The following is a 14,544-nucleotide window of genomic DNA, read 5'->3' as shown; positions in this document are numbered from 1 at the left end:
GCACGATCACCGCGGCCGGTGCGCCCGGCCCCGGCACGAGTACCGCCGCCGTCACCACCGGCTGCCCTGCCGGCACGTCCGCCGTGCCCGGCCCGGCCTGCGCCCCGGCAGGGACCCCGACCGGAAGGCCGGCCGTGCTCGCCGGTGGTCTCACCTGCCCGGGCAGGCCGCCCCGGCCCACCCGCTCCGGCACCCGGGCCGGACCTTCGGCCGGCAGGGTGTGCGCGCCCGCCCCGCTCGGCGCCCGGGCAGGCCCGGCCGCAACCGCGTCCGGGTGCTCGTGCGTGAGCCGCTCCGTCGTGAGCAGGATCAGACCGCCCGCCGCGACCACACCGCAGCCCAGCGCGAGCACCGTGCCCGTCGTGCCGTAACGGAAGGTTTCTCCGAACATCGTGATGCCGACCGCGGCCGCCACCACCGGGTTCACGACCGTCAGCGTCGCCAGCGGGGCCGCGAGGCCGGCGCCCCGGTATGCGGCCTGGGACAGCAGCATGCCTGCTGTGGCCAGGACGCCGATCACGGCGAGGGACGGCACGTCCGCCGCCGACACACCGCCGGTCCAGTCGACCGCGACGGTCTTGGTGAACACCGAGGACATGCCGAACGCGATGCCGGAAGCGGTCGCCAGCAGCATGCTGCGCACGGCAGGGTGCCGGTGCGCCGCCCGGGCGGCGACCATCAGCGCCACGACCACGCCCGCGGTGACGACGGCGACGGCCACCCGCTGTGCCGTGTCCAGCGACCGCGCGTCGGACGCGGCGACCAGGGACAGCAGACCGGCGAGTCCCACCGTCGCCATGATCGCGCCCCGCCAGGCCGTGGCACCGGCCCTGCGGCCGACGAACAGCGCCGCCATCGGCAGGGCCACCACGATGGTCAGCGCGCCGAGCGGCTGGACCAGGCTCAGCGGCCCGTAGGCCAGCGCCACCACGTGCAGCACGCCGCCGAGGCCGTTCAGCCCGACCGCCGCCCACCAGCCCGGCCGCCGCAGCGGCGCGTACTGCTCGCCCGGCGACGACTCCGCCACCCGCTCCTGCACGATCGCCCCGCCCGCGTAGGCGAACGCGGAGACGAGGGACAGCAGGACGGACAACGCGAGGGCGCTCATCGGCTGCTCCTCTGCGTCAGGCGGGGGCGCTCGGCCCGGCGCGGCGAAAGGTGGGCTTTCATGACCAACACCCTGCCGTGTCCAGGTCTTCCCGTCGTCGTCCCTGAGCACTCATTGGGTCCTACTGCCGGTGGAGTACGCGGAGAACCCCGTCATCCCCAGGGTGGGTGAGTCCGGTCGGGGGCCACCGGGTCACATCCCCTAAGGGCCTTGGTACTACTGCTCCTCGTGGACCTTGACCCCGACCTCGCCGCGCTCCGCCCGCTCGCCGGCTTCTTCGTGCTGCGCACGGAACGTGCATCGGCCGGGTCCCTTCCCACTCTCGCACAGGCCTACGCCGCCACGTCACCGGATGTTTCGGTGAATCCCCTGATTTTTCGCGTACGGAAGGTCGCGACCGCCCTGCGCGCCCCGGAGTTGCGGGTCGCCGCGTCCGTGACCCACCAGGGACTCGCGGCCCGGCTCTGGTCGATCGCCCTCGGCTGCGCGGCGCTCTACGGCTCCGTCCCCGACCTCGACGCCCGGCTGCTGCACTGGGACGCCGACGGCAGCGCCCCCGACGACCTGTGGCTGACGGACGTACGGCAGGTGCCGGGGGACGCGCCGTCCCTCGCGGACGTCGTCCTGCACGGGCACCTCGTGCCACTGGCGGCGGCCCTGCGCGCCCACCACGGCCTCGCCCCGGGGCTGCTGCGCGGCAACGCCGCCTCCGCCCTGGCCGGTGCCGCCCGGGAGCTGGACCGCTGGGCCGGGCGGCACGGCCGTACGGACGTCGCCGCCCGGGCCCGGTCCCTGGCCGCCGAACTCCTGACGCATCCCCTGCTCACGGGCGCCGGGACCCTCACCGGCACCGCATACCGGCGCCGCAGCTGCTGCCTGTACTACCGGGTGCCCGGCGGGGGCGTGTGCGGCGACTGCTGCTTCCCGCGGCCGCCCCGCTCTTCCCCACACGCGCCTTCTGGGTGACCATGAAAGGGAACGACCGCTGAGAGCAGGGAGTTGCGGGTGCGCGTCGGACTGCTGACCCGGGAGTACCCGCCGGATGTGTACGGCGGTGCGGGCGTCCATGTGGAGTTCCTCGCCCGCGAGCTCAGACCGCTCGTGGACCTGGACGTGCACTGCTGGGGGGAGGGCCGCGCCGACGGCGTGCTGCGCCACCGGCCCTGGTCCGCGCTCGACGGCGCCAACGACGCGCTGCGCACCTTCTCCGTCGACCTCGCCATGGCCACCGCCCTCGAAGGCCGCGAACTCGTCCACTCCCACACCTGGTACGCCAACCTCGGCGGCCACCTCGCCAAGCTCCTGTACGGCATCCCGCACGTGATGACCGCGCATTCCCTGGAACCTCTGCGCCCCTGGAAGGCCGAGCAGCTCGGCGGCGGCTACGAACTGTCCAGCTGGGCGGAACGCGCCGCGATCGAGGCCGCCGACGCGGTGATCGCCGTCTCCGGAGCCATGCGCGAGGACATCCTCGGCTGCTACCCGGCGCTGGACCCGGAGAAGGTCCACGTCGTGCACAACGGCATCGACACGAGCCTGTACCGGCCCGCCCCCGGCGCGGACGCCCTGGACCGGATCGGCCTGGACCGCTCCCGCCCCTACGTGCTGTTCGTCGGCCGGATCACCCGGCAGAAGGGCGTGCCCCACCTGCTGCGCGCGGTGCGGGACATCGACCCGGCCGCACAGGTCGTGCTGTGCGCCGGCGCACCGGACACGCCGGAGATCGACCAGGAGTTCCGCGAGCTGTTCGGGGAGCTGAGCGCGGTCCGCGACGGGGTGTTCTGGATTCCCAAGATGCTGCCGCGCCCGGAGGTGATCCAGCTCCTCACGCACGCGGCCCTCTTCGTCTGCCCGTCGGTGTACGAGCCGCTCGGGATCGTGAACCTGGAGGCGATGGCCTGCGGCACCCCCGTGGTGGCCTCGGCGGTCGGCGGCATTCCCGAGGTGGTGGACCACGGCACGACCGGGCTGCTCGTCCCGCCCGGCGACGGTTTCGAGGCGGGCCTCGCCCGGGCCATGGACGCCGTCCTGGGCGACCCCGCGGCCGCCCGGCGGATGGGCGAGGCCGGGCGGGAGCGCGCGGTCGGCGAGTTCGGCTGGGACGCGGTGGCCCGCCGCACGGTCCGGCTCTACGAGGAGATCGTCAAACAGGCTTAACGGGTACTGCACAGGGGCAGGCATCGGGAAATCGGCGTGAGGGGAGCGGCCATGCGTGGTGGTGGTCCTTCGGTCCTGGGGATCGTGCTGGCGGGCGGCGAGGGCAAGCGGCTGATGCCCCTGACCGCGGACCGTGCCAAACCGGCGGTGACCTTCGGCGGTACCTACCGCCTGGTCGACTTCGTCCTGTCCAACCTCGTCAACGCCGATGTCCTGCGCATCTGCGTCCTGACGCAGTACAAGTCGCATTCGCTCGACCGGCACATCACGACCACCTGGCGGATGTCCAACCTGCTGGGCAACTACGTCACGCCCGTGCCCGCGCAGCAGCGCCTCGGCCCGCGCTGGTACCTGGGCAGCGCCGACGCGATCCTGCAGTCGCTGAACCTCGTCTACGACGAGCAGCCCGAATACGTCGCCGTCTTCGGTGCGGACCACGTCTACCGCATGGACCCCCGCCAGATGCTGGCCCAGCACATCGAGAGCGGTGCGGGCGTGACGGTGGCCGGTATCCGGGTGCCGCGCGCGGAGTCCTCGTCCTTCGGCGTGATCACCCCGGGCTCGGACGGGCAGACGGTGGAGCGCTTCCTGGAGAAGCCGTCGGCTCCGCCCGGCCTCGCGGACGACCCCGACTGCGTCTTCGCCTCGATGGGCAACTACATCTTCACCACCAAGGCCCTCATCGAGGCGCTCAAGCGGGACGCGGAGGACGAGTCCTCCGTGCACGACATGGGCGGGTCGATCCTGCCCCAGCTCACCGACCGGGGCGAGGCCGCGCTCTACGACTTCAGCGCCAACCACGTGCCCGGCGAGACCACTCGCGACCAGGGCTACTGGCGCGACGTCGGGACGCTGGACGCCTACTACGAGGCCCACATGGACCTCATCGCCGAGCGCCCCGCCTTCAACCTGTACAACCGCAGCTGGCCGATCTACACGCACTCGTACCAGCTCTCGCCGGCCCGTTTCAACGCGGGCGGCATCGCCAGCGAGTCCATCATCAGCGCGGGCTGCCTGGTGCGCGGGCAGGTCACGCGGTCGGTGCTGTCGCCCGGGGTGGTGGTCGACCCGGGCGCCGTGGTGCAGGGTTCGGTGCTGCACGACAACGTGCACATCGGCCGGGGCGCGGTGGTGCGCGGAGCTGTCCTCGACAAGAACGTCGAGGTGCCGCCGGGCGCGACCATCGGCGTCAACCCCGAGCGGGACACGGAGCTGTACACGGTGTCCAAGGGCGGGGTGATCGCCCTGGGGAAGGGGCAGTTGGTCACCTGAGCGGGGGCCCCGGGACTTTGTCCTGCCTCTGGACGAAGTCCGGGATCCGTGTTGTCATGCCTTCGTCTTCCTTTGGCGTATACATGACAACGTTGGCATGGAGGTCCCGTGCGTCCCCGACGCCTCAGAAACCGCCTCGCGTTACTGCTCGCCGCGCTCCTCGCCCTCACGGGCCTGAGCGCGGTCCCCGCCCTCGCGGACGACCCGGCCGAGATCCACGGCCTCAAGGGCGAGTACTACACCCACTCCGCCCCGGGAGCCTTCGACTTCCACACCCTCAAGGCGACGACCTTCGATCAGGACCTCGACTTCGACAACCTGGAGCCGCGCCTGAACTTCACCACCGGACGGTCCGACGACGTCAGCGTCCGCTGGACCGGGAAGATCGTCCCGGAGAGGACCGGGCCGCACACCTTCTCGGTCAGCGCCGACAACGGCTTCCGCCTCTGGATCGACGGCAGGCTCGCCATCGACCACTGGGTCGACGACTGGGACCGCGAGCAGACCGCCGAGCCCGTCGACCTCACCGCCGGCCGGGCGTACGACATCAAGGTCGAGTACTTCGAGCACTACGGCGGCTCCAACTTCCACCTGCGCTGGACCCCGCCAGGCGCCGCCAAGGCACCCGTCCCGCAGTCGGCGTTCCGCCTCCCCGAGGGCTTCGACTACGACGGCGCCCTCGCGGCCACGGTGCAGTCCACCGGCCGCACCCTCAAGCTCGACTTCGCCCAGGAGCTCACCGCACCCCCGGCGGGCTTCACCGACCACCTGGACGCCGTGATCGGCGGCGCCGCCTGGCCCCTGGGCGAGGCCCGCCCGGACCCGTCCGACCCCACCGCCCTCCTGGTCGCCCTGGACGAGCCGGTCGTGGGCAACAGGGCGGGCACGGCCCGGGGAACGGCCGACATCCGCTACGACGGCGCAGGCGGCCTCACCGACACCGAAGGCAACGTTGTCAAGGCGTTCTGGACCAGCGGTCCGAACCACTCGACCCACCGGCTGCGCACCCGCTGGGCCGACGAGGTCGGACCGGACAACGCCCTCCCGGAGTACCCGCGCCCGCAGCTGACCCGGGACGCCTGGAAGAACCTCAACGGCCGCTGGCAGTTCGCCGCCGCCGAGGCCGGCGAGCGGCCGCCCGTCGGGAAGACGCTGAAGGAGCGCATCCTCGTCCCGTACCCGGTGGAGTCGCAGCTCTCCGGCATCGAGCGGCACGAGGACCGCATGTGGTACCGCCGCACCTTCACCGTCCCGCGGGACTGGAACATCGGCTCGGGCCAGCGGCTCAGGCTCAACTTCGGCGCCGTCGACTGGCGCTCCGAGGTGTACGTCAACGGCACCGAGGTCGCCACGCACGAGGGCGGCTACGACAAGTTCAGCGCCGACGTCACCGACGCGCTCAAGCCCGGCCGCACCCAGGAGCTCATCGTCGGCGTCTACGACCCGACCGACGCCGCCTCCGGCGAGAACCCGCCGCTCGGCAAGCAGCGCCTGGATCCCAGCGGCATCTGGTACACCCCGTCCTCCGGCATCTGGCAGTCGGTCTGGATGGAGCCGGTGGCCCGCGACCACGCCGACTCCCTCAAGATCGTCCCCGACGTGGCGGGTGAGAAGGTCACCGTCGAGGTCCGGGGCGTCCGGGACGGCGTACCGGTCACGGCCACGGCGTACGACGGCCGGCGCGAGGTGGCCACGGCGCGAGGCCGCACCGGCGGCCCGCTGACGCTGACCGTCCGCGACCCGCACCTGTGGTCGCCGGAGGACCCGTTCCTCTACGGCCTGAAGGTCAAGGTCGGCACCGACCGGGTCGGCAGCTACTTCGGCATGCGCTCCATCGCCGTCGAGAAGGTGAACGGCGTCCCGCGCACGGTCCTCAACGGCGAGCCCGTCTTCATGATGGCCACGCTCGACCAGGGCTTCTGGCCCGACGGCCTCCACACGGCACCCACCGACGAGGCCCTGGCGTACGACCTGAAGGCGCACAAGCGGCTCGGCTTCAACTCGGTCCGCAAGCACATCAAGGTCGAGCCGGACCGCTGGTTCCACTGGGCCGACCGGCTCGGTCTGCTGGTGTGGCAGGACATGCCCGCGATGACGGCCGGGGTGAACCCGTCCACCGCCTCCCGCGCCCGCTATGAGCGCGAACTGAAGGAGATGATCGACGAGCACGTCAGCAGCCCGTCGGTCGTCATGTGGGTGACCTTCAACGAGGGCTGGGGCCAGTACGACGTGGGCCGGGTCGCCGAGCAGGCCAAGGCCTGGGACCCCACCCGCCTCGTCAACGGCCAGTCCGGACTGAACCTCGGCGCCGACGGCGGCACCGGCGACCTCATGGACGAGCACGGCTACCCCAGCCCCGCCCTGCCGCCCCGCCCGGACGGCGAGCGCGCCCTGGTCAGCGGCGAGTACGGCGGCCTGGGCCTTGCGGTGCCCGGCCACGCCTGGTCGGTGCAGCAGTCGTACGTCGACGTCGACCCGGCGACCTACACCGAGGACTACCTGGAAAAGCTGGACGAGGTCCGGGCTCTGGTCTGCAACGGGAGCAACGGGGCCGTGTACACCCAGATCGCCGACGTCGAGGGCGAGCTGAACGGCTTCCTCACCTACGACCGCGCGGTGCTGAAACCCGACACGGCCCGGCTGAAGGCCGCGCACGAGGCGCTGATCCGTGACGCCTCCCGGGTGACTCCCACCGGGTGCCCGGCGGCGCGACCTGTGCTGGACTGACCGCACAGGCACCATGAGTCCCGCCCCTGTCACCGGGGCGGGACTTAATCGAGTGTTAACTGTGCGTAGCCTGATCGTACTTGACCGTAATCGGGCGGGGGCGGTTGACTGCTGACCCACCCGTCGTCGACGCGAGGCAAGCCCTTGACTGCTGACCTGCTCGCTCCTCTCGACCTGGCGTTCTGGAACCTCGAGTCCACAGAACACCCGATGCACCTCGGCGCGCTCGGGATCTTCTCGGCCCATTCGCCGGCCGCGGCCGCCCACGCCGCGGACCTGCTGGCGGCCCGGTCCGCCGGAGTCCCCGGACTGCGGATGCGTATCCGCGACGTGTGGCAGCCGCTGCCCGCCGCCCTGCGCCGGCCGTTCGCCTTCGGCGGCGCGGCCCGAGAGGCGGACCCGGACTTCGACCCCCTGAACCACGTGCGGCTGCACGCCCCGACCGCCGACTTCCAGGCGGTCGCGGGCCGGCTCATGGGGCGCCCCCTGGAGCGCGACCGCCCGCCCTGGGAGGCCCATGTGCTGCCGGGCGAGGACGGCGTCTGCTTCGCCGTGCTGTTCAAGTTCCACCACGCCCTCGCCGACGGACTGCGGGCGCTGACCCTCGCCGCGGGGGTCATGGACCCGATGGACATGCCCGCCCCCCGGCCCCGCCCGGCCGAGGCCCCGCGCGGCGTCCTGCCGGACGTGCGCGACCTGCCCGGGCTGATGCGCGGCGCCCTGTCGGACATGAGCCGCGCCCTGGACATCGGCGCCTCCGTCGCCCGCTCCTCCCTCGACGTGCGGTCCACCCCCGCGCTCACCTGCGAGCCGAGCGGCACCCGCCGCACCGCCGGGGTCGTGCTCGACCTCGACGACGTGCACCGCATCCGCAAGACCGTCGGCGGCACCGTCAACGACGTCCTCATCGCCGTCGTCGCGGGCGCGCTGCGCCGCTGGCTCGACGAGCGCGGCGACGGCAGCGAGGGCGTCGCGCCCCGCGCCCTGATCCCCGTCTCCAAGCGCCGGCCCCGGACCGCGTACCCGCAGGGCAACCGGCTCTCCGGGTACCTGATACGGCTTCCGGTGGACGACCCCGACCCGCTGGCCCGCCTCGCCTCGGTCCGGGACGCCATGGACCGCAACAAGGACGCCGGCCCCAACCGGGGCGCGGGCGCCGTCGCCCTGCTCGCCGACCACGTGCCCGCCCTCGCCCACCGGCTCGGCGGCCCTCTGGTCGGCCAGGCGGCCCGGATCTGGTTCGACCTCCTGGTGACCAGCGTGCCCCTGCCCAGTCTGGGCCTGAAGCTCGGCGGCCACCCGCTCACCGCCGTCTTCCCCTTCGCCCCGCTGGCCCCCGGCCACTCCCTGGCCGTCGCGGTCTCGACATACCGGGGGAGCGTCCACTACGGGCTCGTCGCCGACGCCGAGGCGGTCCCGGACCTGGACCTGTTCGCCGCGGCCGTCTCCAAGGAGGTGGCGACGCTGATCAAGGCCTGCCGGTCGTGATCAAGGCGACTTTGGCGGTGCGGCCCGACGCTCCGTAGAATTCCCCCTTCGAAAGCGGGCGCGACCGGCGCGCCGCGACGGCAGAGCAGGGAACGACAGCGGCGATGACGGTGACAGAGGACGGCCCGCAGGCGATGGACGAGGCGAGCGGGCTCTCGTACGGACCCGGCATCGACCCGGAACGCCTGGCCGTCTGCCTCGGTGTGCTGGAGGAGCTCGACAAGCTGGACGTCGACCACCCGGACGCCATCGCCGTCCGCCGGGCCACGGCCGGGATCTACCGCACGGTCAAGCAGCGCCGCCGCCAGGAGCGCCGGGCCGCCAAGACCGCCCACGACAAGGCGGTCACGGAAGCCACGGCGACCGGATCCGCCCAGCGCATCGACGACGAGACCGAGGGCCTGCTGCCGTCGTCGAACACCGAGGAGGGCAGGATCGCGGGGATACTCCAGCGCCCGCGCTCCTGCTACACCTGCAAGACCCGGTACGTGGAGGTCGACTACTTCTACCACCAGCTCTGTCCGGACTGCGCGCGCGTGAACCGCGAGAAGCGCGACGTCCGCGCCGACCTGACCGGCAAGCGCGCGCTGCTCACCGGCGGCCGGGCCAAGATCGGCATGTACATCGCGCTGAGGCTGCTGCGCGACGGCGCGCACACCACGATCACCACCCGCTTCCCCAAGGACGCCATCCGCCGCTTCAAGGCGATGGACGACTCCGCGGACTGGATGCACCGCCTGGAGGTCGTCGGCATCGACCTGCGCGACCCGGCCCAGGCCGTCGCCCTCGCCGACCAGGTCGCCGAGGCGGGCCCGCTCGACATCCTCGTGAACAACGCGACGCAGACGGTGCGCCGCCTGCCCTCCGCCTACGCCGCGCTGGTCGAGGGCGAGGGCGCCCCGCTGCCCGCCGGGGAGCTCCCGGCCCACCACGTCATCGGCGCCTTCAACTCCGGGGCGGTCGACGGCATCGCCGCGCTGCCCCTCGGCACCAGCGGGCTCGACGCCCAGCAGGTCGCCGACCTCGCCCTGGTGGCGGGCAACGCCAGCGTCGAACGGCACCTGGACGGCACGGCGATCGACGCGGGCGGGCTGGTGCCCGACGTGGTCGACTCCAACACCTGGGTGCAGACGATCGAGCAGATCTCGCCCGTCGAACTGCTGGAAACCCAGCTGTGCAACTACACGGCGCCGTTCATCCTGATCAGCAAGCTGCGGCCGGCCATGGCCGAGGCGGCGAAGAAGGCGGAGAGCGGACGCGCCTACGTCGTGAACGTGTCCGCGATGGAAGGGGTCTTCGGACGCGGGTACAAGGGCGCCGGGCATCCGAACACCAACGCCGCGAAGGCCGCGATGAACATGGTCACCCGCACCAGCGCCCAGGAGATGTTCCAGACCGACGGCATTCTGATGACCTCGGTCGACACGGGCTGGATCACGGACGAGCGGCCGCACTACGACAAGCTGCGGCTCGCCGAGGCCGGGTTCCACGCGCCGCTGGACCTCGTCGACGGAGCGGCCCGCGTCTACGACCCCATCGTGCGGGGTGAGGCGGGGGAGGACCTCTACGGCGTCTTCCTGAAGGACTACGCGCCCGGGAAGTGGTAGTCGCCCCTGTCGCGTGACGGACTGTCAAGGACCGTCTGGAAAGCGCCGTCGTCGACATACGCCGTTCGGGTGATCTGCAAAACGCCCGTCGGCGTACAAAACGGTACGTAAACCGGAGTTGAACGCCGCCTGACGCGCGATCGTTACCGGTTGTTTTCAGCCCCATCGAGCGGGGCCCCGCTCATTTGGTTAGTCTGATCCGGACGGACAGCAGCACGGGTCCTACCCACACCCACGGTCCGTCATGGGACCAGCCGGTTCACCACGGCCTGCTCTCCCGTGAGTCGACCGGCGCCACCGCGTCCGAACTGCATGTGACATTTCAGGCCCGAGCGGGCGTCAGGCGCAGGAGGACCGGCGCGTACGTCCCGAGGGTGACCGACACATAAGGAGTGCGCGGTGACACCGGAGAAGACGAATCGCGATCAGCGCCCCAAGGAACGCGGCGAGCGCGCCGGCCGACGGGTCGACGAGCTCGGCAGCCTCGACGTGTGGGCCCGTTCGGCCCCGATCCGCCTCGCGGGCTACGAGGAAGACCTCGCGGAGCCCCACATCCTGCCCAGCGTCGACTGACGGCGGGCAGCCCCCACCGCGTTCGCCGAGAGCATGGGCGTGCCAGACTCGCACCCATGCTGATCAGGGAAGCAACGGCTGACGACTGGCCTCGTATCTGGCCGTTCTGGCATCGCATCGTCGCCGCGGGCGAGACCTACGCATGGGACCCGGGTACCTCCGAGGAGGAGGCCCGGGTCCTGTGGATGAACCCGGCGAAACGCGTCTACGTCGTCGAGGACGACAGCGGAGCCGTCGTCGCCTCCGCCTATCTCACCCCCAACTACGGGGGTCCGGCCGCCCGCATCGCCAACGCCGGCTTCATGGTCGACCCGGACCGGGGCGGCCGGGGCCACGGACGCGCCCTGGCCGGCCACCTCCTGAGCGAGGCCCGGGCCGCCGGTTACCGGGGCATGGTCTTCAACGCCGTCGTCGAGACCAACCCCGCCGTGCACCTGTGGAGGTCCCTCGGCTTCACGGTCCTGGGCACGGTCCCGGAAGCCTTCGACCACCCCCGGCACGGACCGGTGGGCCTGCACATCATGTACCGGGCCCTGTAGAGCACCGCGGGAGCGGCCGTCAGGGCCGGGCGTACGGGCGGGTCATGATCTCCATGTTGTGGCCGTCCGGGTCGTCGAAGTAGGCGCCGCGCCCCCCGAAGAGGTCGTTGACCCGGCCCGGCGCGGTGTGGCTCGGGTCGGCGTAGTAGGTGACGCCGATCGCCCCCAGTCGGGCGATCATGGCGTCGAACTGCTCCTCGGGCACGAGGAACGCGTAGTGCTGCGGCTGGATGGGCTCGTCGCGCTTCTCGTAGTAGTCGAGGGTCACGCCGTTGCCCAGGTCCACGGGCAGGAAGGGGCCGAAGGGGGCGCCGACCTCCAGACCGAGGACGGCTGCCAGGAACTCGGCGGACAACCGGCGGTCCGAGGCGTGGACGACGGTGTGGTCGAGGCGGGCGACGGTGGTGGGCACGGCAGGCTGGGAAAGGGACATGAGCGGGTTCGTCTCCGGGTCGTATGAGGTCCGTGGTGAAGCACCGCTGAGGCGCCAGGGGATGAAGACACGGAGACGAGAGGCGGGGCGCGTGCCCTCTCCGGCTCTCGGACGGGTCCGGGCGGGGTCACCCCCGCCGCGCTCATGCCGAGGCCGGGCGCCTCACTCGTGCATGGCCTACGGCCGACCCGGCAGTCACCCGGCCGACCCTAGTCCATCGGCGCCGTGCGCTGCCACGGATTTCGTTCCTCCAGCCGGCCGGCCAGGTCGAGGAGTTGGGACTCCGAGCCGGGCCGCCCCACCAGCTGCACGGCGCAGGGGGCGCCGGAGGGGAGGGTCCCGCAGGGGACCGCCAGGGCGGGCCAGCCGGTCAGGTTCCACGGGGGCGTCAGGGGCGAGTAGTTCGTGTTGGCCAGCAGGTTGCTCAGCCAGCCCCGCTCGTGCCAGGGCCCGGCCTTGGGGGAGCGGCGGGCCAGCGCCGGGGTGAGCAGCACGTCGTACTCGGTGAAGAACGGCTCCAGTCGTTCCCGGAGCTTGTCCCGGCTCGCCCCGGAGCGCACGGCGGTGACGAAGGGGCGGCCGATTCTCGCGTGGACGCGGGTGCGCCGCGTCAGCAGGCGGGAGTCGAGGGGCTGGGCGTCCGCGGCAGTGCCCGCCGTCCAGTGGATCAGCGAGGTCGTGGCGAGGGACACCGGGTAGGGCGGGTCGGCGCGCCGGACCTGATACCCGGCCCGCATGAGCAGCCCGGCCGCGTCCCGGGCGGCCGCCGCGTAGGGGCGGCTGACGGTGACGCCGGCCAGCGGGCTGCGCAGCGACACCGCGACCCGGAGCGTGCCGGGTCCGGAACGGGGTGCGGGTGCGGTGCCGGCGAGGACCGAGAGCATCAGACGGGCGTCCTCGACGGTCGTGGCGAGCGGGCCGTGCTCCGCCATGCCGAACCAGGTGCTGCCCTCGCCCGTCGGCACCACACCCCGGCCCGGCTTGATGGTGACCAGGCCGCAGTTGGCGGCCGGGATGCGCAGGGAGCCCATGCCGTCGTTGCCGAGGGCGACCGGCACCATGCCGGCGGCGACGGCGGCCGCGCTGCCCCCCGACGAGCCGCCTGCGGAACGCGAGGGGTCCCAGGGGTTGCGGGCGATCCCCAGGACGCCGTCCGTCGTGCCGAAGACACACAGTTCGGGCACGTGCGTCAGCCCCACCACCACCGCGCCCGCCGCCCGCAGCCGGGCCACCGTCACATGGTCCTGCGCGGCCGGGATGTCCGGTGTCGCCGCCGAGCCGACGCGGGTGGACTCGCCGCGCACCGCGAGGTTGTCCTTGACGGCCACGGGCACCCCGGCCAGCGGCAGTTCGGCGAGGTCGCCGCGGGCCGCCACCTCGTCGGCCTCGGCCAGGGCCGCCTCCGTGCGTACCGCGCGGAAGGCACCCACACGGCCGTCGAGCCGCTCGATCCGGGCGAGGTGTTCGGCTACCACCTCGCGGGGCGTGACCCGCTTCTCGCGGACGGCGGCGGATATCTCGGCGGCGGTGCGGCCGGCCCAGGTGGTCACAGCGGCTCCTCGAAGGGGAATGCACGGACTTACTGACGAGTACGCAGAGAACTCTGCACCCGGTCCGGAGCGCGCGTCGAGGCCCCGGGCCGGTTCGGCGCCGGAGCAGTGCCGCGGATCCTGGTCCTGATGGGGCCGCTCAGCGCAGATGGCGCGCGAAGAAGCTCTCGGTGACGTCCATCTCGGCCGCCCACCGCGGCCCGAACGTGTGGCCCTCGCCGGGAACCGTGCGGAGTTCGACGTCCTTGCCGGCGTCCCCGAACGCGGCGGCGGCCTCCCGCGACCAGGCGAGCGGGCAGGTGTCGTCCGCGGTGCCGTGCTGGATCAGCAGGGGTTCGCTGACGCGGTCGGCGTAGGTCAGTGGTGAGACGCCGCGCCAGAACGCCGGGTCCTCCTCGGGCGTGCCGTGCTTCTCCTCGATCTCGGCCACGAGGGGGTCGCCGTCGGACCGCTGGAAATGGTCGATGTTCTCCTGCGGCCGGGCGCTCACCGGCGCGTGGGCGACCGCCGCGTCGTACAGGCCGGGCGCCACGACCAGGGTGTTGTACACGACTGCGCCGCCCATGGACCGGCCGAACAGGCCGATCCGTTCGCCGTCGATCTCGGGGCGCCCGGAGTTCCGCAGGGCCAGGGCCGCGCCGATGACGTCCTCGGTGTAGCCGAGCCGCAGACTGACGTCGTTGTCCGGGTCCTTGTCGGAGCCGGCGTGGTTGCGGTAGTCGGTGTGCAGGACGACGTGGCCGGCGCGGGCCAGGCGGTCCTGCTCGCGCGGCATGCCCTGGCCGCTGAAGTAGACGTCCGGGTCGATGTATCCGTGCGCCAGCACCAGCGCCGGGAAGGGGCCCTCGCCCTCGGGGATGTTCATGATCCCGGAGATGGTCAGGCCGTTCGCCTCGTAGGTGACGGCGTAGCGGGTGTAGGCGGAGTTCCGGTCGAGCACGCCACCGAGACGCAGTCCCGAGCCGGTGTGCTCGCGTTGCATCAACGCGGGGAGGGAGACGGGGTCAGCAGGGCCCGGCGCCTGCGTGGGCGTGGCGCGGGGGCTCTCGCCGGTGGTCCGGGCCGGCGCCGGGGTGGGCGCGGGCGCGCC

At 72.5% G+C, this 14,544-nt stretch carries 12 protein-coding genes; 8 read left to right on the top strand and 4 right to left on the bottom strand.

All coding sequences use genetic code 11. The annotated features are described in order from the left end of the window. Window positions 1-1,108: DMT family transporter (locus GTY56_RS16140; protein ID WP_237524879.1), on the bottom strand; the 1,108-nt coding region annotated here is incomplete at its 3' end. Window positions 1,109-1,336: 228 nt separating this feature from the next. Here GTY56_RS16140 and GTY56_RS16135 point away from each other — a divergent pair. From GTY56_RS16135 to GTY56_RS16105, 8 genes are all read left to right on the top strand, one after another. After that, a complete protein-coding gene (locus GTY56_RS16135) occupies window positions 1,337-2,074 on the top strand; it encodes a (2Fe-2S)-binding protein (RefSeq protein WP_161366078.1) in 738 nt (245 codons plus the stop codon). A gap of 39 nt (window positions 2,075-2,113) precedes the next feature. Continuing rightward, complete coding sequence (glgA, locus tag GTY56_RS16130) at window positions 2,114-3,265, top strand: glycogen synthase (protein WP_161366077.1); 1,152 nt, start codon at window positions 2,114-2,116, stop codon at window positions 3,263-3,265. Window positions 3,266-3,316: 51 nt separating this feature from the next. Beyond that, entirely contained in the window at window positions 3,317-4,537 is a 1,221-nt protein-coding gene (gene glgC, locus GTY56_RS16125) for a glucose-1-phosphate adenylyltransferase (protein WP_161366076.1), read from the top strand. A 108-nt stretch (window positions 4,538-4,645) separates the two neighbouring features. Continuing rightward, window positions 4,646-7,264, top strand: coding sequence for a PA14 domain-containing protein (locus GTY56_RS16120; protein WP_161366075.1), 2,619 nt, complete (start codon window positions 4,646-4,648; stop codon window positions 7,262-7,264). A 144-nt stretch (window positions 7,265-7,408) separates the two neighbouring features. After that, on the top strand, window positions 7,409-8,752 hold the full coding sequence (locus GTY56_RS16115; RefSeq protein WP_161366074.1) for a wax ester/triacylglycerol synthase family O-acyltransferase: 1,344 nt from the start codon (window positions 7,409-7,411) through the stop codon (window positions 8,750-8,752). Between the two features lie 104 nt (window positions 8,753-8,856). After that, window positions 8,857-10,359, top strand: a complete 1,503-nt coding sequence (locus GTY56_RS16110) for an SDR family NAD(P)-dependent oxidoreductase (RefSeq protein WP_161366073.1) — start codon at window positions 8,857-8,859, stop codon at window positions 10,357-10,359. 399 nt (window positions 10,360-10,758) lie between these two features. Next, complete coding sequence (locus GTY56_RS39965) at window positions 10,759-10,932, top strand: hypothetical protein (RefSeq protein ID WP_102913158.1); 174 nt, start codon at window positions 10,759-10,761, stop codon at window positions 10,930-10,932. Between the two features lie 56 nt (window positions 10,933-10,988). After that, entirely contained in the window at window positions 10,989-11,471 is a 483-nt protein-coding gene (locus GTY56_RS16105) for a GNAT family N-acetyltransferase (RefSeq protein WP_161366072.1), read from the top strand. A 19-nt stretch (window positions 11,472-11,490) separates the two neighbouring features. Here GTY56_RS16105 and GTY56_RS16100 read toward each other — a convergent pair whose 3' ends face one another. The 3 genes from GTY56_RS16100 to GTY56_RS16090 form a co-directional block, all read right to left on the bottom strand. Beyond that, the gene (locus GTY56_RS16100; protein WP_161366071.1) at window positions 11,491-11,904 is read right to left on the bottom strand and encodes a VOC family protein; all 414 of its coding nucleotides are present in this window, start codon (window positions 11,902-11,904) and stop codon (window positions 11,491-11,493) included. Between the two features lie 209 nt (window positions 11,905-12,113). Continuing rightward, window positions 12,114-13,454 carry an amidase family protein gene (locus GTY56_RS16095; RefSeq protein ID WP_161366070.1) on the bottom strand — a complete coding sequence of 447 codons (1,341 nt, stop codon included), beginning with the start codon at window positions 13,452-13,454 and terminating at the stop codon, window positions 12,114-12,116. Window positions 13,455-13,593: 139 nt separating this feature from the next. Then, window positions 13,594-14,544: alpha/beta hydrolase family protein (locus tag GTY56_RS16090; RefSeq protein WP_237524878.1), on the bottom strand; the 951-nt coding region annotated here is incomplete at its 5' end.

The sequence above is a fragment of the Streptomyces sp. SID5643 genome, from assembly GCF_009872555.1.
Lineage (GTDB): Bacteria > Actinomycetota > Actinomycetes > Streptomycetales > Streptomycetaceae > Streptomyces > Streptomyces iakyrus.
The sequence above is the reverse complement of the archived record's forward strand: the minus strand, read 5'-3'. Positions and strand labels throughout refer to the sequence as shown.